The organism is Paraburkholderia phytofirmans PsJN, from assembly GCF_000020125.1.
Lineage (GTDB): Bacteria > Pseudomonadota > Gammaproteobacteria > Burkholderiales > Burkholderiaceae > Paraburkholderia > Paraburkholderia phytofirmans.
On the sequence record NC_010681.1, the window covers coordinates 725998 to 739944 of the forward strand.

General features: G+C 64.1%; 12 protein-coding genes. 7 read left to right on the plus strand and 5 right to left on the minus strand.

Translation table 11 applies throughout. The annotated features are described in order from the left end of the window. The first annotated feature begins 96 nt into the window (after nt 1–96). Together BPHYT_RS03230 and BPHYT_RS03235 are read left to right on the plus strand one after the other, a co-directional pair. Nucleotides 97–1296: an acetyl-CoA C-acyltransferase gene (locus BPHYT_RS03230; RefSeq protein ID WP_012431724.1), complete on the plus strand. Its 1200-nt coding sequence runs from the start codon at nt 97–99 to the stop codon at nt 1294–1296. Between the two features lie 118 nt (nt 1297–1414). Then, nucleotides 1415–2185, plus strand: a complete 771-nt coding sequence (locus BPHYT_RS03235) for an enoyl-CoA hydratase (RefSeq protein WP_012431725.1) — start codon at nt 1415–1417, stop codon at nt 2183–2185. A gap of 140 nt (nt 2186–2325) precedes the next feature. Here BPHYT_RS03235 and fdhD read toward each other — a convergent pair whose 3' ends face one another. Then, nucleotides 2326–3165 carry a formate dehydrogenase accessory sulfurtransferase FdhD gene (gene fdhD / locus BPHYT_RS03240; protein ID WP_012431726.1) on the minus strand — a complete coding sequence of 280 codons (840 nt, stop codon included), beginning with the start codon at nt 3163–3165 and terminating at the stop codon, nt 2326–2328. Nucleotides 3166–3313: 148 nt separating this feature from the next. On the opposite strand from fdhD, the gene BPHYT_RS03245 reads away from it, so the two are divergent. Continuing rightward, nucleotides 3314–3790, plus strand: a complete 477-nt coding sequence (locus BPHYT_RS03245; RefSeq protein ID WP_012431727.1) for a nitrate reductase associated protein — start codon at nt 3314–3316, stop codon at nt 3788–3790. Nucleotides 3791–4028: 238 nt separating this feature from the next. After that, nucleotides 4029–7139, plus strand: a complete 3111-nt coding sequence (locus tag BPHYT_RS03250; protein WP_012431728.1) for a sensor domain-containing protein — start codon at nt 4029–4031, stop codon at nt 7137–7139. A 19-nt stretch (nt 7140–7158) separates the two neighbouring features. Here BPHYT_RS03250 and BPHYT_RS03255 read toward each other — a convergent pair whose 3' ends face one another. Further along, a complete protein-coding gene (locus BPHYT_RS03255; protein WP_012431729.1) occupies nt 7159–7773 on the minus strand; it encodes a glutathione S-transferase in 615 nt (204 codons plus the stop codon). A 160-nt stretch (nt 7774–7933) separates the two neighbouring features. Here BPHYT_RS03255 and BPHYT_RS03260 point away from each other — a divergent pair, with 160 nt between their 5' ends. Together BPHYT_RS03260 and BPHYT_RS03265 are read left to right on the plus strand one after the other, a co-directional pair. Then, entirely contained in the window at nt 7934–8863 is a 930-nt protein-coding gene (locus tag BPHYT_RS03260) for a LysR substrate-binding domain-containing protein (protein ID WP_012431730.1), read from the plus strand. A 195-nt stretch (nt 8864–9058) separates the two neighbouring features. After that, nucleotides 9059–9397 carry a DUF4148 domain-containing protein gene (locus tag BPHYT_RS03265; RefSeq protein WP_012431731.1) on the plus strand — a complete coding sequence of 113 codons (339 nt, stop codon included), beginning with the start codon at nt 9059–9061 and terminating at the stop codon, nt 9395–9397. A gap of 68 nt (nt 9398–9465) precedes the next feature. Here BPHYT_RS03265 and BPHYT_RS03270 read toward each other — a convergent pair whose 3' ends face one another. Continuing rightward, on the minus strand, nt 9466–9861 hold the full coding sequence (locus tag BPHYT_RS03270) for an acyl-CoA thioesterase (RefSeq protein WP_012431732.1): 396 nt from the start codon (nt 9859–9861) through the stop codon (nt 9466–9468). A 285-nt stretch (nt 9862–10146) separates the two neighbouring features. Between BPHYT_RS03270 and BPHYT_RS03275 the strand changes: the two genes are divergently transcribed. After that, nucleotides 10147–12036, plus strand: a complete 1890-nt coding sequence (locus tag BPHYT_RS03275) for an ABCB family ABC transporter ATP-binding protein/permease (protein WP_012431733.1) — start codon at nt 10147–10149, stop codon at nt 12034–12036. Nucleotides 12037–12107: 71 nt separating this feature from the next. Here the strand turns inward: BPHYT_RS03275 and murU are convergent, their stop codons facing one another. Continuing rightward, complete coding sequence (murU, locus tag BPHYT_RS03280; RefSeq protein ID WP_012431734.1) at nt 12108–12836, minus strand: N-acetylmuramate alpha-1-phosphate uridylyltransferase MurU; 729 nt, start codon at nt 12834–12836, stop codon at nt 12108–12110. Nucleotides 12837–12839: 3 nt separating this feature from the next. Further along, nucleotides 12840–13931: an aminoglycoside phosphotransferase family protein gene (locus tag BPHYT_RS03285; protein WP_012431735.1), complete on the minus strand. Its 1092-nt coding sequence runs from the start codon at nt 13929–13931 to the stop codon at nt 12840–12842. Between the last annotated feature and the right edge of the window lie 16 nt (nt 13932–13947).

Genomic DNA, 13947 nt, shown 5'->3' on the forward strand with positions numbered 1-13947 from the left:
AAGCGCTAAAGCACTAACTCTCGTCGACCGCGATGAGACTGCATGGGACCAGAGTAAGCGCTGAAGCGCTAACTCTGGTCGACAAAGGAGCTTCAAATGGCAAAGCAATTGCAAGACGCATACATCGTCGCCGCGAGCCGTACGCCGATCGGCAAGGCGCCGCGCGGGATGTTCAAGAACACGCGCCCCGACGAACTGCTGGTGCACGCGATCAAGTCGGCCGTGGCGCAAGTGCCCGGCCTCGACACCAAGGTGATCGAAGACGCGATCATCGGCTGTGCGATTCCGGAAGCGGAACAAGGGCTGAACGTCGCACGCATGGGCGCGCTGCTGGCCGGCCTGCCGAATAGCGTCGGCGGCGTGACGGTGAACCGCTTCTGCGCGTCCGGCCTGACCGCGCTCGCCATGGCCGCCGACCGCATCCGCGTCGGCGAGTCGGACGCGATGATCGCGGGCGGCTGCGAATCGATGAGCATGGTGCCGATGATGGGCAATAAGCCGTCCATGTCGCCGCATATCTTCGATCGCAATGAAGACGTCGGCATCGCCTACGGCATGGGCCTGACGGCGGAGAAAGTCGCCGAGCGCTGGAAGATCAGCCGCGAAGCGCAGGACGCGTTCTCGGTGGAATCGCACCGCCGCGCCATCGCCGCGCAGCAAGCCGGCGAGTTCAACGACGAAATCGCTGCGTACACAATCACCGAGCGCTTCCCCGATCTCGCCACCGGCGAAGTCCGCGTGAAGACCCGCGAAGTGTCGCTCGACGAAGGCCCGCGCGCGGAAACCTCGCTCGAAGGTCTCGCCAAGCTGCGCGCGGTGTTCGCGAACAAGGGTTCGGTGACCGCGGGCAATAGCTCGCAGACGTCGGACGGCGCGGGCGCGTTGATCGTGGTGTCGGAAAAGATGCTGAAGGAATTCAATCTCACGCCGCTCGCGCGTTTCGTCAGCTTCGCCGTGCGCGGCGTGCCGCCGGAAATCATGGGCATCGGTCCGAAGGAAGCGATTCCGGCCGCGCTGAAGGCCGCCGGCCTGAAGATCGACGACCTCGACTGGATTGAGCTGAACGAAGCGTTTGCCGCGCAATCGCTGGCGGTGATTCAGGACCTCGGCCTCGATCCGGCGAAGATCAACCCGCTCGGCGGCGCAATCGCCCTCGGCCATCCGCTGGGCGCGACGGGCGCGATTCGTGCGTCGACCGTTGTGCATGGCTTGCGCCGCCGTAACTACAAATACGGCATGGTGACGATGTGCGTCGGCACGGGTATGGGCGCGGCGGGCATTATCGAGCGCCTGTGAGCTGGATCACCCCAAGGTTCGCTACGGTCCTCGCGCTTGCGCGTTGAGGGCCGCGGAACGGTTCGCAGGCCACCCGGTTTGCGAACCGTTTTTACATTCTGAGCAGGAGTACGAGGAGATGACGATGGATATTCTGGTCGAGCGCGCCGACGGCGTGCTGACGATTGCCTTCAACCGGCCCGACAAGAAAAACGCGATTACGGCCGCCATGTATCAGACGATGGCCGACGCGCTGGTCGAAGCGCAAGGCGACGCCGCCGTGCGCGCGATCCTGATTCGTGGCAGCGCCGGCATTTTCAGCGCCGGCAACGATCTCGAAGACTTCATGAAGACGCCGCCAATGGGCGAACACGCGCCGGTGTTCCAGTTCCTGCGCGCGATCAGCTCGGCGGAGAAGCCAGTGGTGGCGTCGGTGGCGGGCGCGGCGGTCGGTATCGGCACGACCTTGCTGTTGCATTGCGACCTGGTCTACGCGGCCGATACCGCGAGCTTCTCGCTGCCGTTCACGCAACTCGGATTGTGTCCGGAAGCGGCGTCGAGCTTGCTGTTGCCGCGCGCGGCCGGCTATCAGGCGGCGGCGGAGAAACTGCTGCTCGGCGAAGCGTTCGACGCCGCCGAGGCGCAGCGCATGGGCTTCGTCAATCGCGTGCTGCCTGCCTCCGAAGTCGATGCGTTCGCCGCTTCGCAAGCCGCGAAGCTGGCTGCGTTGCCGGCTTCGTCGTTGCGCGTGACGAAGAGTCTGATGAAGCGCGCGAGCCACCAGGAATTGCAAACGCAGATGTCCGAAGAAGCCGTGCATTTCGGCAAGATGCTGCTCGCGCCCGAAGCGCGCGAGGCGTTCAAGGCATTTTTCGAGAAGCGCAAGCCGGACTTCCGGCAATTCGACTGAGCGGCGTGCGGGGTGCACCAAGTACTTCCGGAGTGCGGGCGCTCTGGCGTCGAAGGAAAATGCACCGCTCGCCACTTCAAGCTTCAAGCTTCAGCGCGTCAGGACGTTCGCGCGCCTGAACGTTCAGACGCGTTGGCGGCTCAAGGCTGCGTCGGCTGCAAGGTATCGTAGTCGACGTAGCTTTTCTCGCGGCAGAAGCTCACCAGCCGCACGCCCGCCTTGCGCGCAATCGTAATCGCCAGCGACGACGGCGCAGAGATCGTGGCGACCATCGGCACGTCGACGCGCGCGGCCTTGCGCACCAGCTCGTAGCTGGCGCGGCTCGACAGAAACACAAAACCCTCTTTGGTATCCACACGGTCGAGCACCAGCTGGCCGATCAGCTTGTCGAGCGCATTGTGGCGGCCGACGTCCTCGAACGCGTAGCGGATCGCGCCTTGGGCGTCGCACCACGCGGCGGCATGCAGGCCGCCGGTTAGCCGCGTCAGCGCCTGATGCTCGGGCAATTCGCGGGCGGCGCGCGCGATCGCGTCCGGCGCGAGGCGTTGCAGAAAGCCGGTATCCTCCACACGCTCCGGCTGCAGATCCAGCAAATCGATACTTTCGATGCCGCACACACCGCAGCCGGTGCGCCCGGCGAGCGCGCGGCGCTTCTCCTTCAGCGCGACGAAGGCCTGTTGCACCACTTGCAACTGCACTTCGGCATGCGGCAATTCGCCGTCATCATGCAGTTCGACCTCGATGTCCTGAATGTCGCTGCCACGCGCCACGATCCCTTCCGAAATCGCGAATCCGACCGCGAACGCTTCCAGATCGCGCGGCGTGCACATCATCACCGCATGCGAAATGCCGTTGAAGACGAGCGCGACCGGCCATTCCTGACCAACGTGGTCGATGACGGTTTCGACCGCCGCGCCGCGATGCCGGTGCACCTGGCGCTCCACTGCGCCCGGTTGCCCGGCTGTTTCCAGTTCGTTCAAGCTAGTTCACTCCTTTTGCGATGCCGCGCGCGAGCGAGCAGTTGATGGCCCGGCGGTTGCCGCCGGCCATGCCGCCGTCGCGCGAATAAGGTTCTAAAATACCCCAAGCTGGGCTTGCGTGTTGCCGCCATCCAAGAGGGACATAGTCATGGGACTCAACGAAGCACCGCTTCTGTTCAACTTCGAGGTCGAGTCTTCGGAGAATTTCACCTACATCCCGATGTCGGTGCGCTTCAATCTCGACCGCTTCGGGCTGCGCATCTCGCTCGATCAATGGCAAACGCTGCCGCTCGAAGACCGCAAGCTGCTGGCGCGTTTCCCGGTCGAGGAAGACGCGGAAATCGAGCCAAATTTCGATCATGCCCTGTTCGAAATGCTGCGCACCCACGCGAACATCGAGCCGGAGTGGTTCACGCCCGAGGAAGCGCCGGCCTGGCGTCGCACGGACAGTGTGCCGGAGGCTATCTCGCATCAGGCGCGCCTCGCCGGTCTTGCCGCGCCGGGCGTCGCCCAGTGGGCCGAACTGGAGCCGTTCAAGCGCTACGTGCTCGCCAAGCTGTCGCGCAAGCCGGAGGCCAATCACGACTTCGTTCCGGCCATGAAGGAGTTCGGCGCGGCCGGCTAGGTATGGCCGATTGGCGCCGCCGCACACGTGACTAGCTAGCGCCGCGAGCAGGCCCGCGCCGAGGCAACATTACCTGCCAGGCGCGACCGCCAGGTTTTTTTCACTCACTACCCTCAATCTGTTCCGAACTCTGCCGTTATCCATGGGTTGGCGCGTAAAGAGACTCGTATCGATGCGGCCCGACGCATCGGCCGCGACCGCGCGCTCCCGCCCGCAGAACGATTGACGTTCGGAACCCATGACTCCTTTTCTATCGAAGCGGCTGCTGATCAATCTGGCGGTCGTCGCCGCGGCGATCGGCGCGAACGCGTTCGTCGCCTATACGCAGATCTGCGGCCAACGCGACGCCGACGCGCGCATGCTGCGTTCGACGAGCGTGCGCCAGCATCTCGACGCTTACCACACGGCGCTCGACGGCGGCCTGGCCGCGCTCGGCCGCTTCGAGGCGTCGGGCGAGCCGGCGCCTGCCAGTGCGGCCGCTGCGATGGCGACGAGGCTCACGGGTCTGGAGCGCGACCTGCGCAATGAACTGGCCGGCGAACCCGCTATGCTCGACGCGCTCGCGAAGCTGAGCGCGGACAGCCACGCGTTGCAACACGACATCGACGACGCGCTGCTCAGGAGCGACGCTGCCGGGCCGGACGCCTCGCGCGCGTGGGCCGCCTCGACCTACACCTATCTCGGGCTCGGCCTGGATCGCGTCGAGGCGGGCCTCGCCTCACTGCGCGGCGCGGAGAATCGCGCGTTGCAGGCGTCGCTCGCGGCGTCGGCGAGCGAATCGCAGCGGGCGATGTTCCTGCTGATCGTGACCATGCTGGGCGGCAGCGTGCTGCTGATCTTCACGTTCGGCGCCCGCGAAAACAGCGCGCGCGAAAAGCTGCGCAGCGTGCGCGCGCTCGGCCGCCACGACGAACGCTTTCGCGGCCTGTTCGACGAGCATCCGGTGCCGATGTATATCTTCGATCGCGAGACGCTGCGCTTTCTCGCCGTCAACGCGGCCGCGATCCAGCAATACGGTTACACCGAAAGCGAATTCCTCGGCATGACGATTCGCGCGATCCGCCCGAACGGCGAAATCTCGCGCCTCGAATCGCACATGCAGCGCAGCGACGCGGGCCAGCACGGCCGCACCATGGCGGGTATCTGGCATCACCGGCGCAAGGACGGCTCGACGATCAACGCCGACATTTCGTATCACGCGCTGAACTTCATGGGCCGCGCCGCATTCTTCGTGCTCGCCGACGATGTCACCGATCAGATCAACGCCGAAGCCGAAGCACAGCGTTCAAACCAGATGCTCGAAGCGGTGATCGACAACATTCCGCAGCGCATTTTCTGGAAAGACATGGAGTCGCGCTATCTCGGCTGCAACATGGCGTTTGCGCGCGATGCCGGGCTCGCATATCCGGAGCAGGTGGTGGGCAAGAGCGACGCCGACATGCCGTGGCGCGACTTCTCGACGCTGCTGAACGACCACGACAAGGAAGTGGTGAGCACCGGCGTGCCGAAGATGAACTTCGAAGTCGATCTGGTGATCGACGGCGTGCACCGCACCACCGTCACGAGCAAGCTGCCGTTCACCGACGGCGACGGCCGCGTGATCGGCGTGCTCGGTTCCTACACGGACATTACCGAGCGCAAGCGCGCCGATCTTGCGTTGCGCCTGCAAAGCCGCGCGCTCGATGCGAGCGTCAACGCGATTCTGATCACCGCGCCGTCGCCGACTGGCAATCTGATCGAATACGTGAACCCGGCGTTCATGCGCATTACCGGTTACGACGCCACCGAGGTGATCGGCCACGATTGCCGCGTTCTGCAACGCGACGACCGCGAGCAGGAGGGCGTTGCGCTGATCCGTCAGGCGCTGGCGGCGAATCGCGAAGTCAGCGCGGTGGTGCGCAACTATCGCAAGGACGGCGCGCTGTTCTGGAATCAGCTCTTCATCGCGCCGGTGCCGAATCAGGACGGCGTGATCACGCATCACATCGGCGTGATCAACGACGTGACCGATCTGATGCGCTATCAGGAACAGCTCGAATACCAGGCCAACTACGACAGCCTCACGCGCCTGCCGAACCGCAATCTGCTGCGCGATCGCCTGCAGCATGCGTTGATCGTGGCGCAACGGCATCACAAGGGCGTCGCGGTCGTGTTCATGGATCTGGACGGCTTCAAGAACGTCAACGACAGCCTCGGCCACAGCGTCGGCGACCGGCTGCTCGGCGTGGTCGCCGAGCGCCTCGCGCGCTGCACGCGCACGAGCGATACGGTGGCGCGCCACGGCGGCGACGAGTTCGTGATCGTGATGACCGACACCGTCGACGAACAGTCGCTGATCGCGTGGATGGAGCGCGTGCGCGCGTCGATCTCCGAGCCGGTCTGGCTCGACGGCACCGAGCTGTACGTGGGTTGCAGCATGGGCGCGAGCCTGTTCCCGCAAGACGGCGAAGACGCCGAAACCCTGATGAAGAAGGCCGACCTCGCGATGTACCGCGCGAAGGACATGGGCCGCAACACGTTCCAGTTCTATCAGCCGGAGATGAACGCGAGCGCGGGCGCGCGCCTGAATCTCGAACGGCGTCTGCGCCGCGCGTTGCGTGACAACGAGTTCCTGCTGCACTACCAGCCGCAAGTGGATATCGAAAGCGGACAGATCGTCGGCACCGAGGCGCTGGTGCGCTGGCGCGATCCGGAAGTCGGACTGGTGCCGCCGTCGTCGTTCATTCCGGTCGCTGAAGAAAGCGGGCTGATCGGGCCGCTCTCGGAGTGGGTGCTGCGCGAGGCGTGCCGCCAGAACAAGGCCTGGCAGGACGAAGGCTTGCCGCCGGCGCGCGTGTCGGTGAATCTGTCGGCGCGCGTGTTCCAGCAGCGCGACATCGCCAAGCTGGTCATGCAGGTGCTGGCCGAGACCGGTCTCGAGCCGCAATACCTCGAACTCGAATTGACCGAAAGCACCATCATGCGCAACGCCGAAGAAGCGGTGTCGATGCTCAACGAACTGCACGCGCTCGGCATCGGCCTCGCCATCGACGACTTCGGCACCGGCTATTCGAGTCTCAGCTATCTGAAGCGCTTCCCGGTGGATCGGCTGAAGATCGACCGCTCGTTCGTGTCCGACATCGGCGTGTCCGGCGACGACGAGACGATCACCTCGGCGATCATCGCACTCGCGCATTCGCTGAAGTTACAGGTGATCGCCGAAGGCGTGGAGACGTCCGCGCAACTCGACTTCCTGAAAGAGCGCGCGTGCGACGAGATGCAGGGGTTCTACTTCGCGAAACCGTTATCGACGGACGCGATCTCCGAGTTGCTGCAAGGTGGCATAGGGCGCGAACTGGCGACGGTTTGAGCCGCTCGCGTCGCGGCGCTCACTCTGCCGGCGTGCTCAGGAAAACCGGCAGAGCTTCCGCCAGTTCGGAGAACGACTGCAGGACCGGATGCTCCGTCTTGCTGACCAGCCCCGGCAGCATCAGTTGCGTGAAGTGCCAGGCGACCGCCGTGGTCACGTCGGCGGCGTCGAACTGGTTGGCTTCGATCGGCAGCGCGGCCGCCGCGAGTTCGCGTTCGAGTTCGGCATACGCGGCGAACAACTGCGTGCTCACGCGATCGATCCACGGCTCATGTTGCTTGTCCACGGGACGCAGATTGCGTTCGTAGACGATCTGCACGGTCTTCTCGCACGCGGCGAGCGCGAGGCCCGTGAGGCGGGCGGCGCGCAAGGCGGCGTCGGGACGCGTCGGGAAAAGCCGCTGGTTCGGCCCGACGAGCGTGGCCAGGTACTGGAGGATCACCGTCGAGTCCATCACGGTCTGGCCGTTGTCGGCGATCAGCGTGGGCGCCTTGACGACGGGATTGATTCGCGCGAACTGCTCGTAGGTGCTGAACACCGAAATCGACTCGTGCTCGAATTCGAGCTTCAGTAATTTGAGGCAGATGGCGACCCGGCGTACGTAGGGCGAATCCAGCATTCCGATCAGTTTCATCTCACTCCCGTTAGAACATCTATCATGGCGCGCCCGAGCGCTTCGTGGCCGTGCGGCTTCGCTTCCGGCCTGGGTCGAGGCGCATCGAACCGATAGATTAAGCATCTCCGCAGCGCAAAAAAAGCGACAAATAAAGACGATTTACGTCAGAATTTCTTACATGAAACCGATCCCGCCTTTGACCGCGCTGCGCTGCTTCGAGGCCGTCGCCCGTTTGGGCGGCGTGACGCAGGCCGCGCGGGAATTGCATGTCACGCACTCGGCGGTGAGTCAGCAGATCAAGGTGCTGGAAGATTCGATGGGCGTCGCGCTGTTCATGCGCGAGGCGCGCGGGCTGCGGCTAACCGAGGAAGGACGGCTTTACGCGCTCGACATCCGCATGGCGTTGCGCGACATCGCCCATGCGACGCGCCGCGCGCAGGCGCGCCCGCACGAAAGCGAACTCGTCATCACCACCTTGCCGTCGTTCGCTCAGCATTGGCTCGTGCCGCGTCTCGGCAGCTTTCGCGACGCGCATCCGTACTACCGGATTCGCTTGCAGACGAGTTTGCAGGTCGAGGATTTCCGCCTGGGCGCAAGCGACATCGGCATCCGCATGGGACAGGGGCATTGGCCGAACGTCGCGCAACAGAAACTGTTCGACGACGAGATGGTGGTGGTTGCCGCGCCGCATTTTGCTCTGACGCATGGCCGTTTGCCTTCGAACGCGGCAGAAGTGCTGGCCTGTCCGCTCATTTCGAGTCCCGATACGCCGTGGCACGACTGGTGTCAGGCGGCGCAGGTCGCGGAGCCGGCCGAGGGCGCCGTGGTGTTGTCCGCGAACGACTCGAATATCGTGATCGGCGCCGTGCTGCTGGGCCAGGGCATCGCGCTCGAACGGCGCAGCCTGGTTGCGTACGCGCTGGCGCGCGGCGAGCTGGTGCAGATCACCGATATCCGCGTGCCGTACCGTTATCCCTATTGGCTGGTCTGGCAGCAGCGCGACATGCTCAATGCGTCACAGGCGCATTTCGCGCAATGGATCGAAGGGCAGGTCGACACCTATTTGCGCAGCAGCAATGCGCCGGCGGCGGCGCTTCGTGCGGGTTAGCCCGTACTTGTTCGCATAAAACGTTTGCGCGGGGGTTTCGGTCGGCTATATTCGTGGTTCCCATCTCAGACCGCGCTGGGAACCACGAAGCACCGATTCACGTGGCGTTGCGCCCGATTTTCGCTGCTTGCACTGGGGCATGGGCGTTGCGCCGTCGACTATCCGCCAATCTGATTGATCCGACTGGAGAGAACAATGACGTCGTCACCTGCAAAGAAATTGTCCGTGTTGCTGGCATCGGTTGTACTGAGCGTGGCTTGCGCCGCGCCGGCGTTCGCGCAAAGCGGCGGCGGCGGTGGCGGTCCGGCGGGGAACGATACTGACGCGGCGGTTCCGTCGGCCGCATCGAAAGCGGCGCCGTCCACCAAAGCACAGCGCAAGGCCGCGCGCAAGCAGGCGCGGGCGAAGAAAAACGCCGAGTTGAAGAAGTTGGAGGCCAACGGCTATCAGCCGTCGAGCACCGATCCGAACTATCCGAACGACATTCAGAAGGCTCAGAAGAAGGCGGGAATCGGCCAGGCAGCGAGCCAGTGACGCGGTACTACGGTTAAAACAACGAGGCGCCGCGGCGCCTCGTTTTTCATTGTGCGCAGTCAGGGCGCTCAGTCCAGTACCGGCAGCGCGCGCGGACGGCGGTCGCTGTCAGTGGCGACGTAGGTCAGTGTGGCTTCGGTAACCTTCACCAGATCTTCGGTCAGACTCATGCGCTGCGCGTAGACCTCGACCGCCACGGTGACCGACGTATTGCCCGTCTTGACGATGTCCGCATAGAAACTTAGCAGATCGCCGACGAACACCGGTTGCTTGAACACGAACGAGTTGACCGCGATGGTCGCCACCCGCCCGTTGGCGCGGCGGCTCGCCGGAATCGAGCCGGCAATGTCCACCTGCGCCATGATCCAGCCGCCGAACACGTCGCCATGGACGTTCGCGTCCGAGGGCTGCGGCACGACGCGCAGCGCGCAGTGCTTTTGCGGGAGTTGAAGCATATCGGTCATCGGGGGCACCCTTGAGAAACGTGTTGGCTCGGTCGGCTCGACCGGCAGGCGGGGGATTTCACGACAACGGTACGGCACGCACCGCGCGGCCAACGTGCCACCCACGGCGGGCCAACGCATGAAAAGCGGCGCCAGCCGGCTTCTGCGACAATAGAAAGATCAGGAATTGTACGGGAAAGCGCCCAGCGAGGTCGCGCGACAACAAGCAGTGTGCCGGGCAGGCACGCCGCGGTCGGCGCGCCGCTGCGAACTCCGGCATTTCCACACTCTCCCCAGCCGATCCCCATGCGCCGCACGCCCTCGTCCGAACCTTCCCCGATCTCCACCCAGCCGCGCAACGACTGGCAAACGATCCTCTCGCTGCTGCCGTATCTCGCCACCTATAAATGGCGCGTCGGCTTCGCGTTGAGCTGCCTGATCGGCGCGAAGGTCGCCAATCTCGGCGTGCCGATCGTGATGAAGCGGATCGTCGACGGCCTCGCCTCGGTGCAGCATCTCACCGCGCTCGGCCGCGCGCACGATTCGCCGGGCATCGTGCTGTTGGGCGGCATCGGCCTGCTGGTGGTCGCGTATGCGGTGGTGCGGCTGTCCACGTCGCTGTTTACCGAACTGCGCGAGATTCTGTTCTCGAAGGTGACTGAAAGCGCGGTGCGGCAACTCGCGCTGAAAGTGTTTCGCCATCTGCATGCGCTGTCGCTGCGCTTTCACCTCGAACGGCAGACGGGTGGCATGTCGCGCGATATCGAGCGCGGTACGCGCGGCATCACGCAACTGATCTCGTATTCGCTGTACAGCATTCTGCCGACACTCGTCGAAGTCGGGCTCGTGCTCGGCTTTTTCGTCGTCAAATACGAGGCGTATTACGCGGTGGTCACGTTCATCGCGCTGGCCGTGTATATCGTGTTCACGGTGAAGGTCACGGAGTGGCGCACGCATTTTCGCCGCACCATGAACGATCTCGATTCGAAGGCGAATTCACGCGCGATCGATTCGCTGCTGAACTACGAGACGGTCAAATATTTCGGCAACGAAGAGTGGGAAGCGAGCCGTTACGATGAAAACCTCAAGCGCTATCGCACGGCGGCGATCAAGTCGCAGCGCTCGCTGTCGGCGCTGAACTTTGGGCAGCAGGCGATTATCGGCACCGGGCTCGTGTTCATTCTGTGGCGCGCCACACAAGGCGTGATGGCCGGACGTCTCACGCTCGGCGATCTGGTGTTGATCAACACCTTCATGCTGCAGCTTTATATTCCGCTGAATTTTCTTGGCGTGGTGTATCGCGAGTTGAAGCAAAGCCTCACGGATATGGACCGCATGTTCACGCTGCTCGGCGCGTCGCAGGAAGTGCCCGATCTCGAGGACGCCCCCGCATTGCGCGTGAGCGGCGCGCAGGTGCGCTTCGAGCATGTGAATTTCGCGTACGAACCGGCGCGCCAGATTCTGCACGACGTGAGCTTCACGATTCCGGCGGGCACCACGACGGCGGTGGTCGGCCATAGCGGTTCGGGCAAGTCGACCCTCGCGCGGCTGATGTTCCGCTTCTACGATCTGGACCGCGCGACGGGCGGCGCGATCACTATCGACGGTCAGGATATTCGCGACGTCACGCAGGATTCGCTGCGCGCGTCGATCGGCATCGTGCCGCAGGATACGGTGCTGTTCAACGATTCGATTTACTACAACATCGCATACGGCCGGCCTTCGGCGACGCGCGACGAAGTGATCGCGGCGGCGCGGGCGGCGCATATTCACGAGTTCATCGAGGGCTTGCCGAAAGGCTATGAAACGCCGGTCGGCGAACGCGGACTGAAGCTGTCCGGCGGCGAAAAGCAACGCGTGGCGATCGCGCGGACCATTCTCAAGAATCCGCCGATCCTGTTGTTCGACGAAGCGACCTCCGCGCTCGATTCACGTTCCGAGCGTGCGATTCAGCATGAGCTCGATCAGATTGCTCGCGAGCGCACGACGCTGATCATCGCGCACAGGCTTTCGACGGTGGTGCACGCGCAGCAGATCATCGTGATGGACAAAGGGCGGATCGTCGAGCGCGGCACGCATGCGGAACTGCTGCGCGCGAACGGCCTGTTCGCGCAGATGTGGGCATTGCAGCAGCAGCGCGCGGCAGAGGCGCCGGATGCGGTGGAAACGGTGAGCGCGGGCGACGGCGGGCGGTAAATTTGCGCGGCGATTCTTGGTGTTATCCCCGCGCGATTCGGCGCGAGACTCTTGCGCCGAACGCCGAACTTCTAACTCCTGCCGTCTGACACGCGCAAACGCCGATCCAGTTCACCCAGCTGCGCCGGCGTGCCGACGTTCTCCCACAAGCCCTCGTACAACTCGCCGCGCGCTAGACCACGTGCAATCGTGTCGCGATAGTACGGCGTGAGCGCGCGTCGTGTGCCGCCCGGCAGATCGCGGAACATGCGCGTGTCGTACAGACCGATGTTGCCAAACGTGAAGCGAGGCTGGGCATCGAGCGATAACGCGCCGCCGTCCACCAAACCAAAGTCGCCGTTCGGATGAAACGCCGGGTTCGGCACCATCACCAGATGCATGCCCGGCTCGGGCAAGGCCTGCAATTTTTCGGCGTGCGCATTCAGCGTCGCGTAATCGAAATCGGCGTACACATCGCCGCTGACCGCGACGAACACTTCGCTCGCGCCGTCATCCTCGAGCAGCGGCAACGCCTGCACGATGCCGCCCGCCGTCTCCAACGCTTCGCGCTCCGCCGAATAGCGCAACTGGACTTGCCAGCGCGAACCGTCGCCGAGCGCGGCTTCGATCTGCTCGCCGAGCCATGCATGATTGATCACAATGGTGCGAAAGCCCGCTTGCGCGAGCCGTTCGATCTGCCACACGATCAGCGGCTTGCCGCCCACGTCGAGCAAAGGCTTGGGACATGTGTCGGTCAACGGACGCATGCGCTCGCCGCGTCCGGCGGCGAAAATCATCGCTTTCTTCAGGGACATCGTCATCGGTCAGAAGGTGTAGCCGACTTCATTCGCGCGGCCTTCGAGATCGTCGAGGAGCTTCGCGAACGGACGCAGCGGGGCATAGCGCTCGGCAACCTTGCGCGCATAGCCGATGAAACGCGGCAGGTCCTTCATGTAGTGCGGCTTGCCGTCGCGATAGTTGATCCGGCAAAAGAGGCCCAGCACCTTGATGTGCCGTTGCAAACCCATCCATTCGATCTGGCGGTAGAACTCGCCGAAATCAGGGTCGACCGGCAGGCCGGCTTTTTTCGCCCGTTCCCAGTAGTACACGAAGCAATCCAGCTCGAACTCTTCGTCCCAGCTCAGGAACGCGTCGCGCAGCAGCGAGGCGACGTCGTAGGTGATCGGGCCGTAGACCGCGTCCTGGAAGTCCAGCACACCGGGGTTCACGGGATTCGGTTCGGCGGCGATCATCAGATTGCGCGGCATGAAGTCACGCAGCATGAACACTTGCGGCTGCGCGCGGGCGCTCGCGATCAGCAGCGCGAACGTGCGATCGAGCACGCCACGGATTTTTTCGTCCGCTTGTTCGTCCGTTCCGCGCTCCAGATGCCGGCCGAGGAACCACTCCGGCATCAACTCCATCTCGCGGCGCAGGAAGGCTTCGTCGAACGGCGGCAGCACGTCTTCGCGCGACGTGAGTTGCCAGCGGATCAGCGCGTCGAGCGCGTCGCGCATCAGCGAGCGGGCGCGGCGCGGGTCATCGGCGTTTTGCGCTTCGGTCAGCGCGCCGAGGTACGAAGCCGTGCCCAGATCGGTGACGAGCATGAAGCCGGCCTCGAAGTCGACTTCCAGCACACGCGGCACGTGCACGTCGGCGGCCGCCAGCAACTGCGCGACCTGCACGAATTCGCGGCACTTTTCGGGCGGCGGGGCATCGACGGCGATCAGCGTGCCGTTGCTTTCGCCTTCCGCCGCCTTACCGGCGAGCCGGAAATAGCGGCGAAAACTGGCGTCGGACGAAGCCGGGACAAGTGTGTCGAGCTCGAGCGAATAGCGCGCCGCATGGCCTTTCAGCCAGGCTTTGAGCAGGTCGAGACGGGTATCGGTGGAGTCTTGGGATGGGGGCAGCGTCATGAAAACCGGCGGCAAA

Excerpts from the sequence above, each read along its gene's own strand:
- BPHYT_RS03230 (WP_012431724.1), top strand. The coding sequence starts at position 97 with ATGGCAAAGCAATTGCAAGACGCATACATCGTCGCCGCGAGCCGTACG.
- BPHYT_RS03235 (WP_012431725.1), top strand. The coding sequence starts at position 1,415 with ATGACGATGGATATTCTGGTCGAGCGCGCCGACGGCGTGCTGACGATT.
- BPHYT_RS03245 (WP_012431727.1), top strand. The coding sequence starts at position 3,314 with ATGGGACTCAACGAAGCACCGCTTCTGTTCAACTTCGAGGTCGAGTCT.
- BPHYT_RS03250 (WP_012431728.1), top strand. The coding sequence starts at position 4,029 with ATGACTCCTTTTCTATCGAAGCGGCTGCTGATCAATCTGGCGGTCGTC.
- BPHYT_RS03255 (WP_012431729.1), bottom strand. The coding sequence starts at position 7,773 with ATGAAACTGATCGGAATGCTGGATTCGCCCTACGTACGCCGGGTCGCC.
- BPHYT_RS03260 (WP_012431730.1), top strand. The coding sequence starts at position 7,934 with ATGAAACCGATCCCGCCTTTGACCGCGCTGCGCTGCTTCGAGGCCGTC.
- BPHYT_RS03265 (WP_012431731.1), top strand. The coding sequence starts at position 9,059 with ATGACGTCGTCACCTGCAAAGAAATTGTCCGTGTTGCTGGCATCGGTT.
- BPHYT_RS03270 (WP_012431732.1), bottom strand. The coding sequence starts at position 9,861 with ATGACCGATATGCTTCAACTCCCGCAAAAGCACTGCGCGCTGCGCGTC.
- BPHYT_RS03275 (WP_012431733.1), top strand. The coding sequence starts at position 10,147 with ATGCGCCGCACGCCCTCGTCCGAACCTTCCCCGATCTCCACCCAGCCG.
- murU (WP_012431734.1), bottom strand. The coding sequence starts at position 12,836 with ATGACGATGTCCCTGAAGAAAGCGATGATTTTCGCCGCCGGACGCGGC.
- BPHYT_RS03285 (WP_012431735.1), bottom strand. The coding sequence starts at position 13,931 with ATGACGCTGCCCCCATCCCAAGACTCCACCGATACCCGTCTCGACCTG.